A 20,161-nucleotide genomic window follows, 5' to 3' on the forward strand; every position below is an offset into this window, starting at 1 on the left:
CCAAAATGGACCTCCCCTCGTCGGTCACACTGGCCCAGTGAGCGCGGTGGCTGCGTTCACCGCCTCCGACGGCACCTCACGCCTCGCCACCGCCAACTTCGGGGATGGGACGGTGCGGATCTGGGACCCCGTCACCGGTCGCCAAAATGGACCTCCCCTCGCCGGTCACACTGGCCCAGTGAGCGCGGTGGCTGCGTTCACCGCCTCCGACGGCACCTCACGCCTCGCCACCGCCAGCATCGGGGACGGAACAGCGCGGATCTGGAACCCTGCCACCGGCCGCGAGGACGGACCTCCCCTCGCCGGTCACACCGGTGGAGTGCTGGCGGTGGCAGCGTTCACTGCCCCCGACGACACGCCACGCCTCGCCACCACCAGCGAAGACGCAACAATGCGGATCTGGGACCCAGCTACCGGCTCGCAGGTCGGCTCCCCGCTCACAGGCCCCACTGGCGGGGTTCGGGCGGTGGCAGTGTTCGCCGCTTCTGACGGCAGCCCACGCCTCGCCACCACCAGCTTCGGGAACGGGACGGTGCGGATCTGGGACCCCTTCACCGGCTGCCAGGACGGACCTCCCCTTACCAGCCGCACCAGCGGTGTACTCGCGGTGACGGCGTTCAACGCATCCGACGGCACCCCGTACCTCGCCACCGCCCACCACGACAAGGCCGTGCAGATCTGGAACCAACGCACTCGCACTGCGCACACGCTGTCCCTGCCGGAGAAGGTGTACGCACTGACTGAACACTGCGGGCTGCTCATCGCAGGCACCGAGTCGGGCTACCTCGCGTTCGATGTCTCATCCGTGCCCACCCACCCGGCCAACACCGACAGCCCGGACACCCCCACCCCCGCCACACCGTAGGTGGGATCATCAGCCGAGTACCCAGCCAGAGAACACGACACGCAGGAGCACTACGCACAGTCGGTCTGGGAAACGATCTACAACGGAGCGGGAAGCAAGCCGTAACCGGCACGGACAAACCACTGGTCAGCGGATTGTGTCGGTCGACCTGTCAGGCCATGTGGGCCCAGTCGTCGCGGCTCAGGGCGTCTGCCACCTTCGGAGCACATCCGTAGCTTCTCGCGTGTCGGGGTGGTCGTGGCCGAGGATCCGTTCGCTGTCGGCGAGAACCTGTTCCAGCAGGTTGATCGCTTCGCCGGTGCGTCCGGCCTGCTGGTAGGAGATGGCGAGGTTGGCGCGAGAGGTGAGGGTGTCGGGGTGGTCGTGGCCGAGGATCCGTTCGCGGTCGGCGAGGACCTGCTCCTCGATGGCGATCGCTTCGCCGGTGCGTCCGGCCTGCTGGTAGGAGATGGCGAGGTTGGCGCGAGAGGTGAGGGTGTCGGGGTGGTCGTGGCCGAGGATCCGTTCGCGGTCGGCGAGGACCTGCTCCTCGATGGCGATCGCTTCGCCGGTGCGTCCGGCCTGCTGGTAGGAGCGAGCGAGGTTGGAACGGGAGAACAGGGTGTCGGGGTGGTCGTGGCCGAGGATCCGTTCGCGGTCGGCGAGGACCTGCTCCTCGATCACGATTGCCTCGCCGGTGCGTCCGGCCTGCCAGTAGGAGAAGGCGAGGTTGGAACGGGAGGTGAGGGTTTCGGGGTGGTCGTTGCCGAGCAGTCGCTCGGCATCGGCAGCCAGACGGTGCCAGTGGGCGGCGGCGGCGCCGATCAGGCCGGTGCTGTTGAGGCTGATGCCTGCCGTGAACAGGACGGGGTGTCCGTCGGGACGCCAGAGCAAGTCGCCGGCGTGAGCGGCGAGAGCGTCGGCGTTGGCGCGCAGGACTGCGGCCAGGTCTCGTGCAGTGTGTTCGTGTTCGGGCCAGATGTCCTGGAGAGCGTCGGCGGCGGTGTGGACGGTACCGGGGGTATCGCCAGAAGGAGTGGTCTCGCGGGCGGCGCGTGCGGTCAGAGCGTTCAGACGCACCGCGCGGTCGCCGTCACGGGGATCGTGCGTGAGGAGGGCGTAGTGGTGGAGCAGACGCAGGGTGGCGCGGGCCTGGTCAGGGGTGACGGGGCCGGATTGGCGGGAGCCAGGGCCTGGTGCGGTGCGGTGCATGGTGAGGTAGTGGGTGACGGCATCAGTGCCCCAGAGTTGTTGGGGGTGGCCGGCGGGGTCGAGGTGGGCGGCGAGGCGGAGCGCGGGGGCAGCGAGGCCAACCGGTTCCCGCCCTTGGGCTACATCGAGGGCTAGGAGCAGGGAGGCAGTGACCTGCCGGCCGTAGCCGTCGGTGTCCGCGCCGGTCGGCAGCAAGGTCTCCAGACGCGAGGCCCGGTCCGCGAAGAGGCCGAGGTAGCCGGTGCAGTCCACGCCCTCGTTCATCATGTAGGCGGCGGCGTGGGCGAGGGCCAGTGGAAGCCGGCCCAGCGCCTCGGCCAGGTCGTCGGCACGGTCGCCGAGGAGGTGGCCGGCGTCGGCTTCGGCGAGCCGTTCGCGCAGGTAGTCGATGGCTTCGGCGGTGGTGTAGGTGCCGATGTCGACGCGGGCTCGGCCGCCTCCGGTGACGAGGGCGTCGCGGCGGCGGGTGGTGGCCAGCACCCGGCCGTTCGCGCCGGCGGGCGGACGCGGCCACCACGGGGCGGCGTCCTCGATGTCGGTGAGGTCGTCCAGGACCACCAGCCAGGTCCGGTCGGTGACGGCGAGCCAGTCCAGGAACGCCGTCGCGTCGCTCTCCGCGTCCTGCCCGTCTGCACCGGGCACACCTGCCCTTGCCGCGGCCTGCGCGTAGGCGGCGATGATCTGTGCGGTCTCGGTGGCGTTGACCCACACCAGTACGTCCACGCCTTCGGCGTGAGCCTGGTGGGCGCGCGCCGCGGCGAGCTGGGACTTGCCGACTCCGCCGCCGCCGGACAGGACCTGGGTGAGGACGACCGTGGCGTGTCGTCCGTGGGCCCGGTCGATCGCCTCGCGCAGGGCTTCGCGAGGCTGGAACCCGGAGGCCAACGGAGGCACTGCGCCCACCCGTACCGGCCACCCGACGTCCGTGCCCGGCCCGGCATGGTGGTGATGGACAGTGAGGTCGCGGCCGACCTGGAACGCGGTGGCGCCGGCAGTGACGCTCTCGACCCAGTGTTCGGCTTGGTTGCTATCAGTCCCGCTGCCCGGAGCGTCGTGCCCACCGTCGTAGGTCGACACCGGCTCAACGATCGAGACGCCCGTCAAGCCGTCCTCGACGACTGCCCCGCTCGGTGGCTCCCACGGGAGGAATCCCCTTGGTTCGGGCGGGGCGATTGCCTCGGACAACCGTTCCGGGGGCAACGGTTCGGCCGATCGTCGTTCCCGGGAGGGGAGCAGCACCCTCGGCGGTTCCTGTTGTGGCGGGGCGTCGGTTTCCCGGCTGACGGTGATCGGCAGGTTGACCGTGCGGAACGGGACGCCGCCGGCCGTGATCAGGGTGAGCTGGAGTCGTGGTTCCCCGGACTCGGTCCCGGGGGCCGGGAGGTTGTCGGCGGCATGGGCCACGAAGCGCGCCGGACCGTAGGTTCCGCCGAACCGGTGGAGGACGACTGCGGTGGAACCCAGGGCCTCGATCTCGATACCCGGGCAGCCTGCGAGCATGCAACCGATCGCGAACTCCTCCTGGTCGTAGGGCCAGTCGGGTACGGGCTCGGTTCCTGCGATCTCGACATCGACGGTGACGAGGTAGCTGCGTCCCGGTTCTGCCAGGTGAGGCCAGCTCACCAGCGGGCGCAGCGGGACCGACGGCGGTGTCATAACGCTGCTCCCTCCTGCCGGCCCGTGCCGTCACCGCCGGTGGCGCCGTCTGCGGGCTGGGTGAGGTGCAGGGTGGTGTCCGGATGCCCGTAGTACACGTACAGGAAGCTGGTCAGGAAGTGTTTGTAGTCTTCGTCGACATCCTTCGGGTCCCTGCCGGGCCGCTGGCGGCCGAGTTCCGCGCAGTAGTACCGGCGGTGTTCCTGGAGGGCTGCGGCGAGGTTGACAGGCCTTTCCGCGGCGCTCGCTACTAGACGGGTGGCGAACTCGTGCGAGTGGTCGATGTCGATGTCGCCGTTGACCGCGACCACGGCGCTCGCCCCGTACCGGAGGAACAGCTCGACGAAGCTGCGCACCGGGCGGCCGGGTAACTGCTTGTCCTGGATCGCCTGCCCGGAAGCGCAGGAGTTGAGCACGACAGGTGGTTGGAACTCCCTCAGTGTCCTCATGGAGTAGCCCGTGAATCGGTTCAGCGACGGTCCGCCGATGGTGAACTCGCTCGCGGACTGCGCGTAGAAGCCGTGGCAGCGGATCATGACCAGGCCGGGCGGCTCGCCGGTTCCGTCGAGTCGTTGCATGAGTTCGTCGATCGAGTGCACGCGTGGTTCGACGACGTACCTGGTGAAGCCGTCGTCGGGCACGGCGAGGCTCTCCTCCTCCAGCATCAGCAGGCTGCCCTTGCTGACGTGCTGTGCCGCCGAGTAGCCCGCGATGCGTGGGCCGTCGTGGACGCTGGTCCAGCGGACGACCGGGACGAGCTCGCCGAGCCATCCTTCTGGGCCGCTGCCGGAGGTTGCCGACGGCTGGTGGTAGAAGAGCTCCCAGGGGATGTTGTGTGCGGTGTTGTCCCAGATGACGAGACGTGGTTGGGGTGCCGTGGCGAACAGCTCCCGGATCCAGCGGACGAGGGTGCTCTGGTACTGCCACCAGTTCCGGACCTGGTAGTAGGCAGCGGACCAGGGTCCTTCGCGGCCGGGGCGGACCGGCGTCGCATCCGCTTCCTCAGCGGCCTCCTTCATCAGTCGTGCCAGTGACAGACCGAGGCGAGGCAACTCCGGCTGGTTCGGTGCGGACTGGACGGTCCGGGCGTGGTGCCAGGTCAGCGAGAGCCTTGGCTGCTTCGTGGAACCGCTGCCTGTGACACAGAGCATCGCGGTACCGGCGGGCAGGGTCTCACCGAGGCCGACCCACCCGGGGTCGAACTCGTCGGGTGGGCGGGGAGGTACGAGGTCCCCGGGTTCCGGTTCGGTCGACGGGCGTGCGGCCGGACGCGGCACCGGCACACCGCCGTCGGCGTTGAGGAGCCCGCGCATGGTGGGCGGGTGCGGGGCCGTCATCGTGGCTGTCCCGTGTCCGGAGCAGGGCGCGCCACGCCCGACGGCGACTCGTACGGCGTCGGGGGTACCGGCGGCTGATCGTTCGATGAGCCCGTCCCCGCCGGTGCGCCGCCGGCCTGCCCGACCGGCACGAGAAGCAGTTCGGCCCCCAGGCTCTCGGCCAGGTCGAAGGCGAGTTCCGGGTACAGGCCGGACTCGGGGGTGATGAGCACGGTCCGTGCCGCCGCGATCCTGCGGACCGCGCGGGCCGCGGTGAGGGCGTCCGTCACGCCCTCACGGCCGACCCGGGCCGCCACCCGTCCGAGCAGGCTCGCGTTGAACGGCACGTTGCCCCGGCCATCGGTCACAACGACCAGCACCGCCTCGTGATGGCTGCCACGGAAGCGGCGGTTGGAGCGGCGCAGTTCCTGGGCCGCGAGGTCCAGCGCATGGGCGAGCGGACTGGCCAGGCCCGGTGTCCGCCCGATGGACGCGGGAATGCGCGGATCGAGGAGGGACGTCGCCCGGTAGCGTTCGGCAGCCGGCTCGTTCGAGGCGCCGCGGTGTCCGAACTCGACGACGGTGACAGCGGCGTCGTACCGGTAGGCCCAACGGAGGAAGGGCGCCAGTGCGGGGCCGAGGTCCCAGCCGGCGCGGCAGGAGTGGTCCAGGACCAGGATCAGTGTGCGACCGCTGTCGCGGGCATGCCGGTACTGACGCAGATCCGCCGCGCTCACGGTCAGCGCCGGCCGCCCGGCGGGTGCATCGTGCCGTTCCCCCGCCCGCCCGCCCTTCCGGTCCGGTGGTCGGCGGACCGTCTGGAACTTCGCGGCCTCCAGCAGGGTGGGGACGAGCGCGAGGTCGTGGAGATCGCGGGCGGGCCGCACCCCGATCCGCTGACCGCCTGTCGGCCGGTCGGCGAAGGGACGGCGGTGCGCCGAGCGCAGGGAGGCGAACGGGGCCAGTGCTGACGGGTCGTCCTCCGGGTAGAGGGAGCCGGTGGCGGGACCGGGCAGCGGAACCTGCTCGGCGTCGAGCGGACGGGGCTCCGACGCGGCGACCGCAGAGCGGTCGCCGATCGTATCGATGGTGAGCGGGGGAGTGGCAGCGGCGGGTGCCGCAGGCTCGGCCGGGTCCACGGGCAGGGAGCCCGGGGCGGGGGCCGCTGCTGGGAGCGGCTCGGCCTGGGGCTGCGTGAGGCCGAACAGCCGGGCCGCCTCGCGCACGTGCTCCGGTGAGATGCTCTCCGCACCGGAGGCCAGGGCCCGGGCGGTGCGGGCCAGCGCCAGGTCCCGGCGCCGGCCGGGGCTGTCGGGCATCAGCGACACCACGAGGGCGGCGGCTTCGGAGGTGAGGCGTGCGGGTCGGCCCCCTCGGCCGGGCGGGGGCAGAGCCGTGCGGAGCAGCGCCGCATCGTCGACCGTCCCGGAGGCGTCGGTCGTGTCATCCTTCGCTCCGGTGGCGGCGCGCAGAGCGCTCAGTGCCTCGGCGAGGCCTCCCGCATCGACGCGGAGCGGGAAACGATCGAGCAGGTGCGGGGAGAGCCGGCCGGCCGCCGCACGGGGCAGAGCGGCCAGCCAGCGGGCTCGGGGCTCCCACCGGAGGCTGTGACCGAGACGTTCCACTGACGCGGCGTCGGAGTCGAGCAGCGCCAGGGCGGCGTGGACGACCGGGAGAGGGGCGTGTTCCAGGTCGGGTACCAGGACGACCGGTGGCGGGCGGTCGTCCTGGCGCTCGACGAGCACTCCAGGCTCCAGGACGAAGCCGTGCGCGGCGGGCGCGGTCCGGAGCCAGAGGCTCTCGGCCGTCGTCCAGGCACCGAGGACGACAACCGGCGCCATGGGGTCGCGTCCCGTGGCCGCGTCGCCCTGCAGACCGTCCGCTTGTCCGCCGACCCGGTGCCCCACGCCGTCCTCGCGTCCGCGGCTGCCCAGCCGATCGGCCAGTACCCGGCCGAGCAGCGGCAGCAGCGACGGCTCCAGGTCGAACAGCAGCAGACCGCCCAGACGCTGTTCCGCCGCCACACAGTCCAGCAGCGCCAGGACCCGGGCGAGCAGGGGAGGAACCGCGGTCACCGGTCCTGTCCGGTCGCGGTCGACAGCAGCTGGTCGACCTGCTGGTCGTGCTCCGCCCCCCACACCGGCAGGGAGCCGGACTCCTCGGTGGACCGGCGGTGGACGAGCGCCGGCTTGGCCACCCGCCGAAGGTGGTCACCGGTCACGATTGCTGCGCCCTCGGTCGCGGCCAGTGCCCGGGCGGCCCGCCCGAGCACTAGGTCGCCGCGATGGCCGACCACGCGGAAGGCGGCCGCGAGCCGCGCGCAGTCACGCAGGGTGTTGTCGCCGTATTCGACGGATCCGAGTCGCTCCCGGGCGGCGTCCAGCTCGGCCTTGCGAGTGGCGTTGCGTTCGTACGCCTCGGCGAGGAACGCGGACCCGGGGTCGTCGCGCTCGGCCTCGAAGCGCAGGACGGTCTCGATGATCCGGTGGCGCCGTTCGGGGTCCTCCTCCGGTGCGACATCGGCGACCAGGCCGAACCGGTCGAGGAGCTGAGGACGGAGCCCGCCCTCGTCCGGGTTCATTGTGCCGACCAGGGTGAAGTCCACCTGCTGGCGGTGCTCCGAGCGGCCCTCCCGCTGGACACTGAGGAGCCCGGTGGACGCCACGTCCAGGATGATGTTGACGAGGTAGTCGTCGAGCAGGTTGATCTCATCGATGTAGAGGATCCGGGAGCCCGAGCCGGCGGCCTCGACGAGCAGTCCGTCCTCGGGTTCGGCGGCTCCCTGCATCAGTTTCTCGATCTGCCAGCCTCCGAGTACCCGGTCGTCGGTCGCCCCGATCGGCAGAGTCACCGGCAGCTCACCCGCCACCATCAGACTGAAGGCACGGACGGTGGTCGTCTTCGCGGTCCCGCGCTGCCCGGTGGCGAGCACCCCTCCGACAGCTCCGTCGACGTAGGCGATCTCCAGGGCGGTGCACAGCTCCTCCTGGCCGACGAGCAGCGAGTACGGAAGGATCCGCCGGCCGGCGCCTGGGCGTGTCACGGGTTGCCTCCGTTGCTGCCGCCGTCGACGGCGTAGGTCCTGGCGGGGTCCAGCGGGATGCCCTGTCGCCAGAAGTCGCTCAGCTCGGAGCAGAGGGCGTGCTCGTCGGACTGCCGGGCGGGCGGTGCGAGCCGCAGTGCCTTGAGCAGGTCGGCACGGTGCAGATCGAAGGCGACCTGCACGGTCTCCCCGTAGCCGAGAGCCGCCTGGACCGCGCCGCGGTAGGCGGCGGACGCGATAACGAGCGGGAGCAGGGCCAGCAGCAGCCACCAGCCGGTGCGCAGCAGCAGCACACCTGCCGCGGCCGCCGTCGCGGTCATGACGGCCGCGATCCGAACGGCACCGTCCAGCCCGTCGCGCCGGTCGTCGACGAGCGCGCGCACCTCCGCGCCGAGCACCGGGTAGAGCCGGGGCCAGGCCGCCACCGCATCGAGACCGTACGCGCGGCCGGCGCTGTCCGCCACGGCAGCGAGGGCGTTGCCGAGAGCGGTCGGGCGCAGCAGGCGGTCGGGGAGTGGGAAGCGCCGCCGCAGTTCCTGCCCGGCCTGTCCGGCCCGCTGGACCGTCTCCGAGGTCAGGAGCGCCTCTGTTCCTTGCGGCAGCTGCGCGGCGGACTCCAGGGCACGCTTGCGTGCGCCCTGCCGACGCAGGGCCATGCCGCCGCCGAGCCGACGTGGCCAGGAGCCCTCGAAGGCACGAACCAGGGGGAGTTGCAGCGGATTGAGCACAACTCCGAGGAGCGTGACGCCGATCAGCAGCGCCATCAGCTCGCCGGCGCCCAGCCCGGCGGTCGTTTCCCAAGCCGCCTTGAAGCTCAGCCCGGCTCCCGCGGGTGCCGCCCAGGCACGGGCCCCGGCCCACACGAGCACAAGGAGGAACATCAGAGCCGCGTACGTCGGCAGATAGCCGAGCAGGAAGAACCGCCGGCCCGCGCCGAGTTCGGCGGGTGGCTTGAGAGTGCCGGGAAGGCTCACCGCTGGAGCTCCAGCCTGCCGTGCTGTGCGGTGGTACACACCGGAACGGTGCGATGGTCGTAGTACGAACGGACGGCTGCTCCACTGCAGGAACCAATGCGACAGACGAACCGAATCACCCTGAACTGCTGGGAGAGGACCGGCAGTGATGCCCGGTCGGACGTACCGAAATCGGGCTGCTCGGCGGCGGTTCCGGCTGTCGAACGTATCCGGTACGCAGTTGCGATACCGACGTCCCGCCCGTCCAAACGGATCATCACCGCGGACAGCTCCGGCCGGTCGCGAAACATCGCGTCCAACCGTGACCGCACGCGGTCGGCCCGGTCCTCGGCCGTGATGTCCAGATGGTCGCCGACGTCCGCCGCTCGGGCGTTGGGATCGATCAACCGGCCGAGTCGGCTGCGCGCCCCTGCCACGCCATCGTTCGTCATGGCCCCCCTCGGGATGAGCGATGTCGCCCGATTCTAGGGCCGACGTGCTGCCCTGCGGAGGGCGTTTGACCATGTCCGACATCGGGCCCGAACCGGCGGCTGTGTCGGTGGCTGTTCGCGGTCGTGGCCAGCCTCGTGGCTCACGGAGCCCCGGTGGGGAGGAATGACGGGCCGCGTCCGGGTGGCCGCGTAGGTGGCCGCGAACGGGCCTTTGCGGGCGAGCTGTTGATTGCGAGATGGTGCACGATACTTCGGACTTGATCCCCGCGCACCGCAACGGGCCTGACGCCCCGGTCGGACCGTCGGACCGGTGATCACCCGAACAGATGGTCGGGACGGGTCCTCGCCGGTTGACCGGCAGAGGGAGGACAGGGACCTGGTGCGGTCGGGCCGGTGGGCATGGGCATGAGCCGGGCTGCCTCCTCGACCCGTTGCAGGGCCTGCCGGAGGTGATGGTTGACCAAGGCCAGAGCGGTGTTCTCCAGCCCTTCGGCCGCCGCCAGGTCCTTGCCGGCACGGGCCAGGATCTCCCCGGCCCGTCTCTGTTCCCCGCTCGCCTGAGGGCGAGAACACCACGCCACCGCATGTTCCACCTTGTCCAGAATCTCGGACACATCCGGGAGATCGCCCAGCGGCGGCCGGTCCCACACGGTGAGGGTCAGGTCAAGACGGTGGAGGCGGTCGTCGCGCCTGTGCGCCCACCATCGGTCGGGGAGCGTGTCGTTGTAACTCAGCACACGAAGATCATGCGGCAGCGGCGGTGGCCCGGGGGCTTGATCCGTCATTTCCCTCGACATTTGGTCACGTTGGCGGGCCAGGCCCCGTCCGGGGCGTGAGGATGTCTGCCCGAGAACGTGCTCACCCCTCGGGCAGGGAAGGGACGTCTGTCGAGGCCCGGTCGGTGCGAGCAGAGTGCCGCAGCGCCCGACCGGTCGGCCGACACTGGTCAGTCACTGGGGGCCTGTCGGGGCTGGAACCACGTGTCGGGCCCCCTTCCGGCGTGTTCGACGTCCGCCGACCAGTTGCCGGGCGCCCGCCCGGGGGAGGTGAACAGGCCGGCAGGAGGCCCTGTGTCAGGTACGGGGTCGGGGTGTGCGGGTGATCAATTCCTCGGGGAAGTGCTCGGTACCGGTGACGTTGCCGGGTCCGTCGAGGTGGAGGGCGAGGCCGGGGATGCCGCGCAGGGGGCCGAGGTCGAGGTAGTGGCCCCGGTGGTAGTGCGAGATGGTGAGTTTGCGGAGACCGGGAAAGGTTCGGGCGACGGCATCGAGGGTGGGCGTGTCTGCCGATTCCCTCCAGTTCCCCAGGTAGAGGTCTCGTACCTGGGGAAGCAGTACGGGGTGGTCTCCCAGATCTCGCTCCGCGCCGCCCTGGAGCGAGAGGCTCTCCAGCCTGGGCAGGGCCTTCAGCTCAGCGGTACCTGTGACGGGTGCGCACAGGCATAGGGAGGTCAGGTTGCGCCAGCGTGAGATTCCCTCGAGTGCCAGGCATTCACAAGTGGTGCTGCCCAAGAACAGATAAGCCAGTTCGGCGTGGACGGGAAGGGCATCGAGGCGCCGGTTCGGCAGGGCCATGTCCAGGCTCAGATGCTGGATTCCTGAGAGGTGCTGGAGGGCATCGGGGTCGATGGACGTGCAGCCGAATAGTGAGAGGCCGTCGAGACCGGACTGGTGGGCATCAGTGATATCGGTGAGGTTGAGACACCGATGGAGGGCCAGGTGCCTCAAGTCGGGACAGGACCCAAGGAAACTCAGGTCCTGTATGGACGGATTGTTCTCGACACGAAGGAACTCGGTCTTCGCACTCAGCGAGGCGGTCAGCTCGCTGATGGGCAGATCACCTTCCGCGGTGATGCCTATCGGGGGCGGCAGCGCAGGCAGGACGGCGAGCTGCCCCAACGTGGTGACGTGTACGATCTGGCGCCCGGGCAAGTGGGCAAGGACGCCGTGAGCGTATTCGTGGGTGTCGAACCGGTTCCAAGCGTCCTGCAGCTCCCACGCGACAGGGGCATGACTGGAGTCGCGGAACCCTTCCAGGAGGTGCATTGCCGCGTCGCCGCCGATGAGAGCGGCGGTGCGTACGACCGCGGCCGCCTCGTCGCCCTCGAGGTTCTCGGGACCAGGAAGTAGTTCCAGGACGACCGGGCCCACTGCGGCAAGCTTCTCCGCTTCCTGGGTGCTGCGCGGAGGCAGCAGCGTAGCGGTGCGTTCCTGGATCTCCTGCCGTACGACAGGGTCGAGTTCGGTGGCGTTCTCCAGGCACGCGGTCGCCAGGAGGTAGAGGCGGGTGCGGTGAAGCGGGGTGCGGTCCCCACGGGCAATCAGGCGCCGCAGCAGCGAAGCGCGTTCGTGGGGGCGGGCGTGGCCGACGGCGATCCGCACCACATCCTCCCATTGGTCGTCGTGGGCGTGGCGTACCAGCAGGGGGAGGTCACGAGCCTCCACCGCGGCCTTCGCCCCGAGGTAGTCCTGGAAAGTGCGGTGGACGAAGTCGACCGTATCTGCTGCGGGAGAGCGCAGCAGGCCGCTGCGTGCCAGCAGATGTGCGAGCACCGTTTGTGCGTCGCCCTGGCTCTGAACCTGGGGCATGGTCGGCAGTGCCTCACCGACGATGTGCAGAGCCGTGTCCAGGTCCATCTCGGTCTGTCCGTTGCGGACCAGCCAGTACGCCAAGCGCTGAAGCAACTGGACGCTCTGATGCTCGGTGAGTACGAGTCCCTCGGGAGCCCCGATGCCACGCTCCCGGTCGCGGCGTACCAGCAGCATCGAGAGCGCGGCCTCGTACAGTTCCATCCGGCGCTGCGGAAGATGCCCGCGCCGATCACGGTGCAGCCCGCACATCAGCGCACACAGCAGCGGCGTCGTGGCAAGCCGTGCCAGATCCCGCTGGGAGCGCACCGCGCTCTTCAACGCGGCTTCCAGATCAGCCAGATGAGCGCGCTCCTCATCACTCACCGCTCCGGCGGCGGCAGCCGCATGCCAACGCGTGGCGAACACTGTCACATCGGCCGTACTCATCGCACGGACAGTCAGCTCCGTGAAACCGTGCCCTGCGAGCCACCCGTCGGGAACGGCGGAGGGCCGGCCTGTGACGACCACCGAAACCTGCGGGTAGGCGGCGATCAACTCCAGCAGCCATGATCTGGTTTTCTCCCGCTGAGCCCAGGGAACTTCGTCCAGGCCGTCGATCAGAAGAAGGCCCCTTCCTGCGGCCAGCACTTGGTCGGCCCAGCCCCCGGGCTGGGCCGGGTCCAGCGGGCAACCGACCGCCAAGAGGAACTCCTGCGGGCCGGGCAACTGCCCGCGGCGCACCAAGGTGCGCAACGGCAGGAGGAACGGAACGCTGCCCCTCAAGTGCCCCAACTGCTCCGGAAGTTCCTTGCGGGACGAGGACACCGCCAGCCACTGCAGGAGCGTCGTTTTGCCACCGCCGGCCAGTCCTCGCACCAGCACGCGCTGCCGACCCGCCAGCGCCTGTTCGGCCCGGTCGATCCGGACCTGCGGGCCGGCCGGCCCCCGCGCCCCCTCGTGGCCCCGGGAATCTGCCGAAGGATGCCGTTCGGTGCCGACGGCGAACTCAAGGCTGAGGTACGCCGCATCCAGCGGCCAACATGCCTGCTCCGGCCGGGACAGATCAAGGCCGACGACGGACAACCTCCCGTGCCGACGCTCCACGTAACTCCGGTAGCGCTCCTCGAACTCCACCTCACCCTGCCCCGGCGGAGCCGTCCTGTTCCCGGAGTCGGCGGCAGCCGCGCGGGCGGGCAGGGCCTGACGGCGCAGCTCGAGCAGAGGCTCCACCTCCAACTTCAAGCACGCGGCCAAGGACAGCACAGTCGCCTCGGACGGGACCGCTGGACCGTTCAGCGCACGGCTGACAGTCGTGTGACCCAACCCCGCGAGACGTTCCAACGCGGTCATGGAAAGCCGCCGATGCACACGTCGCCGACGTAACCGGTCCTTCAGCTCGGCCAGTGCGGACGACGACACCTGCTCAATCAACCGATACCTCCGCCGCTGTTCTCCGCGCGCGTTCATCTTCGTCCACCCGTACGCCGCTGTACGTGAAACGGCCGAACCTTCTGCCTGTCCAGTCCCACGACGGAACGAAGGAACGCCATGGCCGGATCACGGACGACAGTCGCCATCCTTGCCCTCGCCCTCGGCTTTGCAGCTCTGCTCTCCCTCCTTGCCGCGGCTGGCGCTGCGTGGCTGGCCCATCTGGAGGGGGAGGGGGCTCCGTCTGTCCTGCGCCGCGCAGCGGTGGCCTTCGCGAGCGCCCTCGCACTGCTGGTGTCGATTCTGGCCCTGGGGATCGACGTGCTGGCAGCAGGGTGAAATCGAGTGGCGCAGGTGGTTCCTCGGCGGGCTCTGTACAAGTCGGTCAAGGCTCCTGTGTCGAAAGCCTTCCGAGAAGCTGCCGGGACCCGCTCAGAAAGCGTGGGGGTCGCCCGGCCGGGGAGTTCGGGAAGGACGCCACGACCGAGTTGTTGCCGCGAGTGGCGAAGGTCGGCCGGTCGTCTCCGGGAGCCATCCGTCCTCGGCTGCCTCCCCGTATCGGTCAGGCCGGCAGCTTGTTCGAAACCGAGAACCTCGGCCCGGTCCCGGGCGTGGCCGCAGGTGGCGCGAATCGCAGGGCCGCGCCGGCGCTCATTCGAGGGCGGATGCTCGTTCGTCGAGTTCTTCGACGCCGGGGATGTCGCGCAGTCGGTAGAGGCGGGCGCGCATGTCGTGGACGGCGTCCTGGACTTTGACGGAGCGGATGCCGTCCGCGCAGTCGAGGAAGTCGTTCCAGGCGGTGAGGGCGCCGTCGACGTCGTCCTGGCGGAGGCGGACGGTTCCGAGGTCGGCGAGGACGATGGCGCGGGTGCGGCGGCGGTCGAGGCCGTGGATGTCGAGCGCGTGGTGGAGGTGGTCCTGGGCGCTGGCGTGGTCGCCGAGGCGGGCGAGGATCATGCCGGCTTCGTGGGCCCAGCGGCCGATGCTGTAGTGGGAGGCCCAGGAGTCGCTCGGTGTGCCGGTGGCGCGTTCGATGGAGGTCTGGGAGGTGGCGAGGGAGCGGGTGGCGGTGGGCCGGTCGCCGTCGAGGGCGGCGGCGTTGGCCAGGGTGGCCTGGTAGTAGGCGACGGCGCGGGGGTCGTCGAGGTTCTTGGCGTGGTTCACGCAGTCCTCGGCGATGCGGACGGCGGTCGCGCGGAAGCCGAGGTCGATGGCCTGGACGGCCAGGCCGCGCAGGGCGGTTGCGGCCAGTTCGGCGTCGCCGGCCTCGGAGGCCAGGCGGAAGGAGTGCGCGTAGTACTGCTGGGCGGCGTCCTGGTTGCCCTCGTCCTGGGCCATCCAGCCGGCCAGGTGGACGAGTTGGGAGGTGGCGGCGAACAGGTCGCGGCCGACGGCCTCGGTCCAGGTGCCGTCCAGCCAGGCGGAGACGTCCTCGTGGAGGTAGCGGACGGCGAGGTGGCGGGCGTGTCCGCCGCCGAGTTCCGCCGCTGCGTCGCCCAGGGACCTGGTCATCTGCAGGACCGCCGCGACCTCGCCCCGGCCGACACGGACCTTCCCGCCGGACTTCAGGCGGACGCGGCGCAGCAGGCTCTCCGGGTCGGGCAGCCCCAGGGCCGCGAGCGCGTATGCGCTGGAGGCGGCCACGAATCCCCGGCGATCCACCACGTCCCTCCGGCTCAGCTCGATGACGGAATCCACGGTATCGCCCGGGGCCGGATCTTTTGGACCGGTCGGCGAACTGTCGTCCGCCGGCGGTGGCCGCAGTTCCAGGACCTTGATCAGGTACGGCAGCCAGTATGTGGGGACACGTCCACCGAGTTCCCACCGCGACACCTGGTCACGCCCGGGCCCGGCGGCTCCCTTGCCCTCGGCGGCGCCGAGTTCGCGGCCGAGCCGGGGCTGCGACCAGCCGTTGTGCTTCCTGGCGGCTCTGATCAGCGTCCCGATCGGTGCGGTGTCCGCCGACACGACCATCCCTCCCCTGGCCGACACCGGCCGACAAACGGCCGACGACTGGCCTACACCCTGGCAGCTTCTGCGCCAGCGTGCACGGTCGTTGACTGAGAGTCAGCCGCTCGTGGTCGGCGAGGAAGCAACTCCTTCCCTCGAACCGTCCGCGGGCACGGGCCCCACCGGCCTGTGCCGGGCGGCCCGGACCCCACCCCCCCTTCGTGGTTCAGGAGGCACAGCATGCGCATCCTCGTCGACGGACTGGACATGTCGGGCAAGACCACCCTGGTCGCCGCTCTGATCAAGACCCTCGAAGCCCGAGGGGTCCCCGCGGTGCGCCACCGCGGGATGCTCGCCGAGCACCACCCCGTCGAGCCGCTGCTCAAGCGGCTGCCGCTGGTCCGGCAGGCCGAGAGCAGCGCCATCACCGCGGCGTTCCTCGTCGGCGGGTACGCCCTCGACGGACTCCTCGCCCGCCTCGATCCGCCCCTGCCGGCCGGCGCAGCGATCATTCAGGACGGCTACGCGGACCGCACGATCGCCTTCGGCCTGGCGGGCGGCCCCTACCTTGCGGCCGTGCTGTCGCTGTGGGCCCGCCGGGTGTTCGCCACCTTCGACGTCGCCGTGTACCTGCACGCCAGCCCCCAGGTGCGGCGCGAGCGGATGGAGATGCGGGCGGACGTCGATGCCGCGGACCGCCGCAGCGTCGAGGACGAACGGTTCGCGGCCCGCTTCAACGCGAGCCTGCTGCACCTCGTCGCCCGCCGCCACCGCACCCTCCTGGTCTTCGACACGGCCGAGCACACGCCCGAGGAGATCGCCGACCAGGTCCTCGCCGCCACCGGCCTGCCCGCCCTGCAGGCCACCGGCCCCGCCTACGGGCGGACCGCATGACCTTCCCCGTTCCCGCGCACGACACCGCACTGTGGCAGGCGGCCGAGCACGACCTGCGCACCGCCCTCGACGGCAGGCCACTGGTGGCAGTGGAGCGGTTCGCCAGCAGCGGCCGCACCTCCTACACCGGGCCGGCACCGATCGCCGCCGCCCGACCGGCGCTGGCCATCGGCTGCTACGAGACCTGGGGGAGTGCCTCGCCCATCCAGGCACTCACGCTGGAGGGCCGCACCGCCCGCCGCGGCACCGCCCAGCGCCGGACCTGGACGAGAGACCTCGACCGCAGCGCCCAGGCAGTCCTGCGCCGCCACGGGCGGCCGGTCATCGCCGCCTGGTACGCCACCGACCGGCTGCGGCGGTGGGCCGGGCCGCGCGGCGCAGTGGCCGCCGTCGACGCCGCCCTGCGCGCCGAGGTCGAGGACAAGGCGAACTTCGGCGACATCCTCGACCAGGCAGGCGTCCCGGCCGCCCTGCACCTGACCGGCGCCCGCATCGACGCCACCCTGCCCGGCCTGAGCCAACTGCGCCGCCTCGTGCGCTCCGAGCGGGTGGTGGTGCAGTGCGGCGCGGACTCCGGCGGCCGCGGAACCGTGTTCGTCGACGACGAGGCCGACCTCGCGCGGGCGGCGGAGATGGCCGGCCCCTACCGGGTGACGGCGTTCGTCACGGGCTGGTCGGCGAACACCACCGTGCTGTCCGTCCCGGACCACGCCGGGCGCCTGCGCGTCTACGTCGACCGCCCCTCCCACAAGGCCGTCGGGGTGCCGCAGGCCGGAATCGCCGCGGGCAAGAGCGCCGGCAACACCTGGTGCCTGCCCTGGCCGAAGGACGCCGCCGCCCGCCTGGTGGACGCGGCCGTGCGGATCGCCACCTGGGCCTGGGACAAGCACCGCATGAAGGGCCTGTTCGGCCTCGACGCGCTGCTCACCTCCGACGGCGAGGTGTTCCTCAACGAGATCAACTGCCGCAACCAGGGCACCACCGAGGTCTCCGCGGTCAACCAGCAACTGCGCGCCCTGCCGCCGTTCCTGATCGCCCACCTGACCACGATGCTCGACCACCCGGTCACCTGGCTGCCGGACCCCGACGACTTCAACGCGGCCACCGTCGACCTCGCGGCCGGGACCGCCCCGGGGCCCTACTACCTCAAGCTCCGCCACCGCGGCCGGGTGCCGGTCCACCTCGGCCCCCACCTCGGCCTGCCCGGCGTCTACCGCGTCGGCGAGGGCCGCCTGCGGTGGGTACGCGCCGGCGCCCACCCGGCCGACGCCGGGCCCGGCGAGGTCCTGCTCGCCAACCTCCCCGCCCCCGGCACCGTCTGCGAGCCGGGCGCCGAACTCGGCACCGCCGAGGGGATCGCCACCGCCGTCGACGCGCCGTTCGCCGGCCCGCACACCCTCTCCGAGGCTGGCCGCGCACTCCTGGCCGCCTTCGACCAGTACCTCGTCCCCGCCGACCGCAAGGAAGGAACCGCCCCATGACCACCGCAACGGTCTCCGGCCTGCGCGACCAGCTCGCCGCCGTGCCCGACGACGCGCTCACCCGCCTGCAGTACCTCGCCGCCGAGGTCGGCTGCGTCAACAAGTGCGCGATGTGCAGCCAGGCCGCCGGCAGCGACCTGTGGCGCTTCACCCCGCGCGGCCTGGCCCAGCTGATGACCGCGCTCGCCGACGAGGCCGCCGCCCGCGGCGTGCGGATCGCGCAAGGCCGCATCCACCGCCCCGGCGTCCTCTTCCCCTACCTGGACAACGACATCGGCTCCTACCCCTATCTCGACACCTACGCCGAACTCGCCCGCGACGTCCTCGGCGTGAAGATCCGCATGTCCTCGGTCGGGTTCTCCGCCAAGAACACGGCGCTGACGCAGATGCACCGCCGTATCGCCACCGACCTCGGCGACGTCTTCGACGGCATCCGCTTCTCCCTCACCCCGTACGCCGCCGGCTACGTCGGCAAGGCCCCCGGCACCTCCCGCGACCAGTACACCGCCGACCTCGCCCACACCCTGCGGATCTACCGTCCGCTGCTGGACCGCCTCGGCCACGGCGCCGCCACCGCCGCCGTCGAGCTGCGCTTCGCGCCGCTCGTGGGCATCGCCGACCTCACCGACACCCGCATCGACGGCCACCACGTCCTGCGGGTCGGCCCGCACCTGCTGATCTCCGCCCGGCCCGACGCCGGCCCGCTGCCGATCACCGCCATCGAGCGCCTGGACGAACAGGGCCGGCCCGTCCTGTCCGACCCCGGCCGGCCCTACCTCCACATCACCGCCGACGCCGCCCGGCCGACCGACGCCACCGTCCACGACGCCCTCGCCGGCCTCCTGACGGTGCAGCACCGGGCCACCCCCGTGAGCCTGCACCGCCTCACCAACGCCGACGGCGACTACTACAGCGCCGACCCCGACTTCCACCCCGACGGCCGCTTCACCGCCCTCAACATCTACCCGGCCACCGGCAAGCGCAGGAAGTCCGGCTACACCGACGCCACCCGCCACTTCCTCAACACCCTCCTCGACCACAAAGCGGCCCGCGGCCTCGCCCGCCGCGACCCGTTCCCCGACGCCACCGCCGGCGACATCGACGCGGTGCTCTGCACCCTGCGCCTCAAGGCCCAAGCACTCGACCCCGTCGACAAGGCCGCCGCCGCCCACCTGCGCGAACGCGTCGTCCCGATGGTCGGCGTCCACGCCCGCGCCCTGCTGAGCGCCGGCTACCCCGCCGCCGCGTTCTTCTCCCGCGACTTCACCATCGACACCGGCCAGATCGTCAACCAAGGACGCGCCCTCCACCTCCTCCGGGGACTGGCCGCCACCGACGGCGAACCCATGACTCTGCGGGAGGAACGAGGATTCGGCCGGGCCAGCCTCTCCACCGCCCGCGGCCCGATCTGGCGCATCACCCCACTGCCCTTCACCGGCACCCGCCTGCCGCTCGCCGTCACCGGCCGCAAGAACCCGCCCACCGAGCAGCCCACCGTCCTCATCGAGGAACTGGACCCCTGCCACCTCGCCCCCCGCATGCGCACCACCGGCCGTCGGCTGCGCCGCTTCACCCTCACCGGCGTCGAGATCGAGCACATCGCCCAGAGCGCCGCGCGCGCCGCCCACGGCTTCCCCGGGGCAAGCTAGAGCACCTCAACCCACCGACTCCTCCCGGCCGTTGAGCTGGGATACCGCTGGAAACATCCAGCACGACACCATCCCCACCGAGGAGAACCAACCCCATGAGCACCACCAAAGCGACGACGCCCGAGCCGTTCAGCAGGATCAAGGTCCGCGTCACCGGCCTGGTCTTCTGCGGCGACGATGTCGCGCTGCTGCGACGGGACCGGGCCGACTCCGTGCACTGGACCACCATCGGCGGCAACGTGCAGGACGGCGAGGACTACCGTGAGGCCGTCCTGCGCGAGCTCGAGGAGGAGCTCGGCCTCGGCCCCGGCCTGGCCTCCACCGCCCCGGAACTGATCTGGATGGCGGACGCCCGGATCACCCGCCCCGGTCCGACCCCCTCGCCCCGCAAGTTCCACCTGATCTACCGGCTCCACGTCACCCCCGAGGTCCGTGCCCGCCTCGCCACCCAGGAGTTCGACGAACTCCCCGACGGCGGACACGAGCTCGGGACCGTCGAATGGCACGACTGGCGCAAGGTCGACGCACTGCCGCTCTTCCCGCCGATCGGCACGCAGATCGCCGCACTCGCCAGCCCCACCGCCCCGGTGCACAGGTTCGAGCTCGAGCCGATCACCGACGAGAACTACACCTGGATCTGACCCGCACCACAGCAGCCGTGCTCCGGCCGAACCGGAACCCGTGGAGTCGTTCGAGGAAGGGCGACTCCACGG

The 20,161-nt window shown here is 71.2% G+C and carries 14 protein-coding genes and 1 pseudogene; 6 read left to right on the forward strand and 9 right to left on the reverse strand.

What is annotated here, in order from left to right; translation table 11 throughout:
- Positions 1–865 (forward strand): annotated as a pseudogene (locus ACFWOG_RS03480) (hypothetical protein); the annotation flags it as partial.
- Between the two features lie 180 nt (positions 866–1,045).
- Here the strand turns inward: ACFWOG_RS03480 and ACFWOG_RS03485 are convergent.
- The 8 genes from ACFWOG_RS03485 to ACFWOG_RS03520 all read right to left on the reverse strand — a co-directional run bounded on the left by ACFWOG_RS03485 (position 1,046) and on the right by ACFWOG_RS03520 (position 13,477).
- On the reverse strand, positions 1,046–3,712 hold the full coding sequence (locus tag ACFWOG_RS03485; protein WP_380354284.1) for a tetratricopeptide repeat protein: 2,667 nt from the start codon (positions 3,710–3,712) through the stop codon (positions 1,046–1,048).
- Entirely contained in the window at positions 3,709–5,049 is a 1,341-nt protein-coding gene (locus ACFWOG_RS03490; protein WP_380354287.1) for a CHAT domain-containing protein, read from the reverse strand. The genes ACFWOG_RS03485 and ACFWOG_RS03490 overlap by 4 nt, the downstream gene beginning before the upstream one ends.
- Complete coding sequence (locus tag ACFWOG_RS03495; protein ID WP_380354290.1) at positions 5,046–7,103, reverse strand: hypothetical protein; 2,058 nt, start codon at positions 7,101–7,103, stop codon at positions 5,046–5,048. Before ACFWOG_RS03495 ends, ACFWOG_RS03490 begins: the two co-directional genes overlap by 4 nt.
- Entirely contained in the window at positions 7,100–8,071 is a 972-nt protein-coding gene (locus ACFWOG_RS03500) for an AAA family ATPase (protein ID WP_380354293.1), read from the reverse strand. The genes ACFWOG_RS03495 and ACFWOG_RS03500 overlap by 4 nt, the downstream gene beginning before the upstream one ends.
- Positions 8,068–9,045: a hypothetical protein gene (locus ACFWOG_RS03505; protein WP_380354296.1), complete on the reverse strand. Its 978-nt coding sequence runs from the start codon at positions 9,043–9,045 to the stop codon at positions 8,068–8,070. Before ACFWOG_RS03505 ends, ACFWOG_RS03500 begins: the two co-directional genes overlap by 4 nt.
- Positions 9,042–9,476 carry a hypothetical protein gene (locus tag ACFWOG_RS03510; RefSeq protein ID WP_380354299.1) on the reverse strand — a complete coding sequence of 145 codons (435 nt, stop codon included), beginning with the start codon at positions 9,474–9,476 and terminating at the stop codon, positions 9,042–9,044. The genes ACFWOG_RS03505 and ACFWOG_RS03510 overlap by 4 nt, the downstream gene beginning before the upstream one ends.
- Before the next feature lie 314 nt (positions 9,477–9,790).
- Positions 9,791–10,213, reverse strand: a complete 423-nt coding sequence (locus ACFWOG_RS03515) for a hypothetical protein (protein ID WP_380354301.1) — start codon at positions 10,211–10,213, stop codon at positions 9,791–9,793.
- A gap of 336 nt (positions 10,214–10,549) precedes the next feature.
- Entirely contained in the window at positions 10,550–13,477 is a 2,928-nt protein-coding gene (locus ACFWOG_RS03520) for an NACHT domain-containing protein (RefSeq protein WP_380354304.1), read from the reverse strand.
- Positions 13,478–13,594: 117 nt separating this feature from the next.
- Here ACFWOG_RS03520 and ACFWOG_RS03525 point away from each other — a divergent pair, with 117 nt between their 5' ends.
- A complete protein-coding gene (locus ACFWOG_RS03525; protein WP_380354307.1) occupies positions 13,595–13,813 on the forward strand; it encodes a hypothetical protein in 219 nt (72 codons plus the stop codon).
- 312 nt (positions 13,814–14,125) lie between these two features.
- Here the strand turns inward: ACFWOG_RS03525 and ACFWOG_RS03530 are convergent, their stop codons facing one another.
- Positions 14,126–15,448, reverse strand: a complete 1,323-nt coding sequence (locus ACFWOG_RS03530; protein WP_380354309.1) for a tetratricopeptide repeat protein — start codon at positions 15,446–15,448, stop codon at positions 14,126–14,128.
- Positions 15,449–15,664: 216 nt separating this feature from the next.
- Between ACFWOG_RS03530 and ACFWOG_RS03535 the strand changes: the two genes are divergently transcribed.
- The 4 genes from ACFWOG_RS03535 to ACFWOG_RS03550 all read left to right on the forward strand — a co-directional run bounded on the left by ACFWOG_RS03535 (position 15,665) and on the right by ACFWOG_RS03550 (position 20,089).
- Positions 15,665–16,318: a hypothetical protein gene (locus ACFWOG_RS03535; RefSeq protein WP_380354311.1), complete on the forward strand. Its 654-nt coding sequence runs from the start codon at positions 15,665–15,667 to the stop codon at positions 16,316–16,318.
- On the forward strand, positions 16,315–17,799 hold the full coding sequence (locus tag ACFWOG_RS03540) for a hypothetical protein (RefSeq protein ID WP_380354313.1): 1,485 nt from the start codon (positions 16,315–16,317) through the stop codon (positions 17,797–17,799). The genes ACFWOG_RS03535 and ACFWOG_RS03540 overlap by 4 nt, the downstream gene beginning before the upstream one ends.
- Complete coding sequence (locus tag ACFWOG_RS03545) at positions 17,796–19,448, forward strand: hypothetical protein (protein ID WP_380354316.1); 1,653 nt, start codon at positions 17,796–17,798, stop codon at positions 19,446–19,448. The genes ACFWOG_RS03540 and ACFWOG_RS03545 overlap by 4 nt, the downstream gene beginning before the upstream one ends.
- Positions 19,449–19,543: 95 nt before the next feature.
- Positions 19,544–20,089, forward strand: a complete 546-nt coding sequence (locus ACFWOG_RS03550) for an NUDIX domain-containing protein (protein WP_380354318.1) — start codon at positions 19,544–19,546, stop codon at positions 20,087–20,089.
- The last annotated feature ends 72 nt before the right edge of the window (positions 20,090–20,161 follow it).

Origin of the sequence: Kitasatospora sp. NPDC058406 (assembly GCF_042722765.1) — a bacterium.
In the GTDB taxonomy this organism is placed as follows: domain Bacteria; phylum Actinomycetota; class Actinomycetes; order Streptomycetales; family Streptomycetaceae; genus Kitasatospora.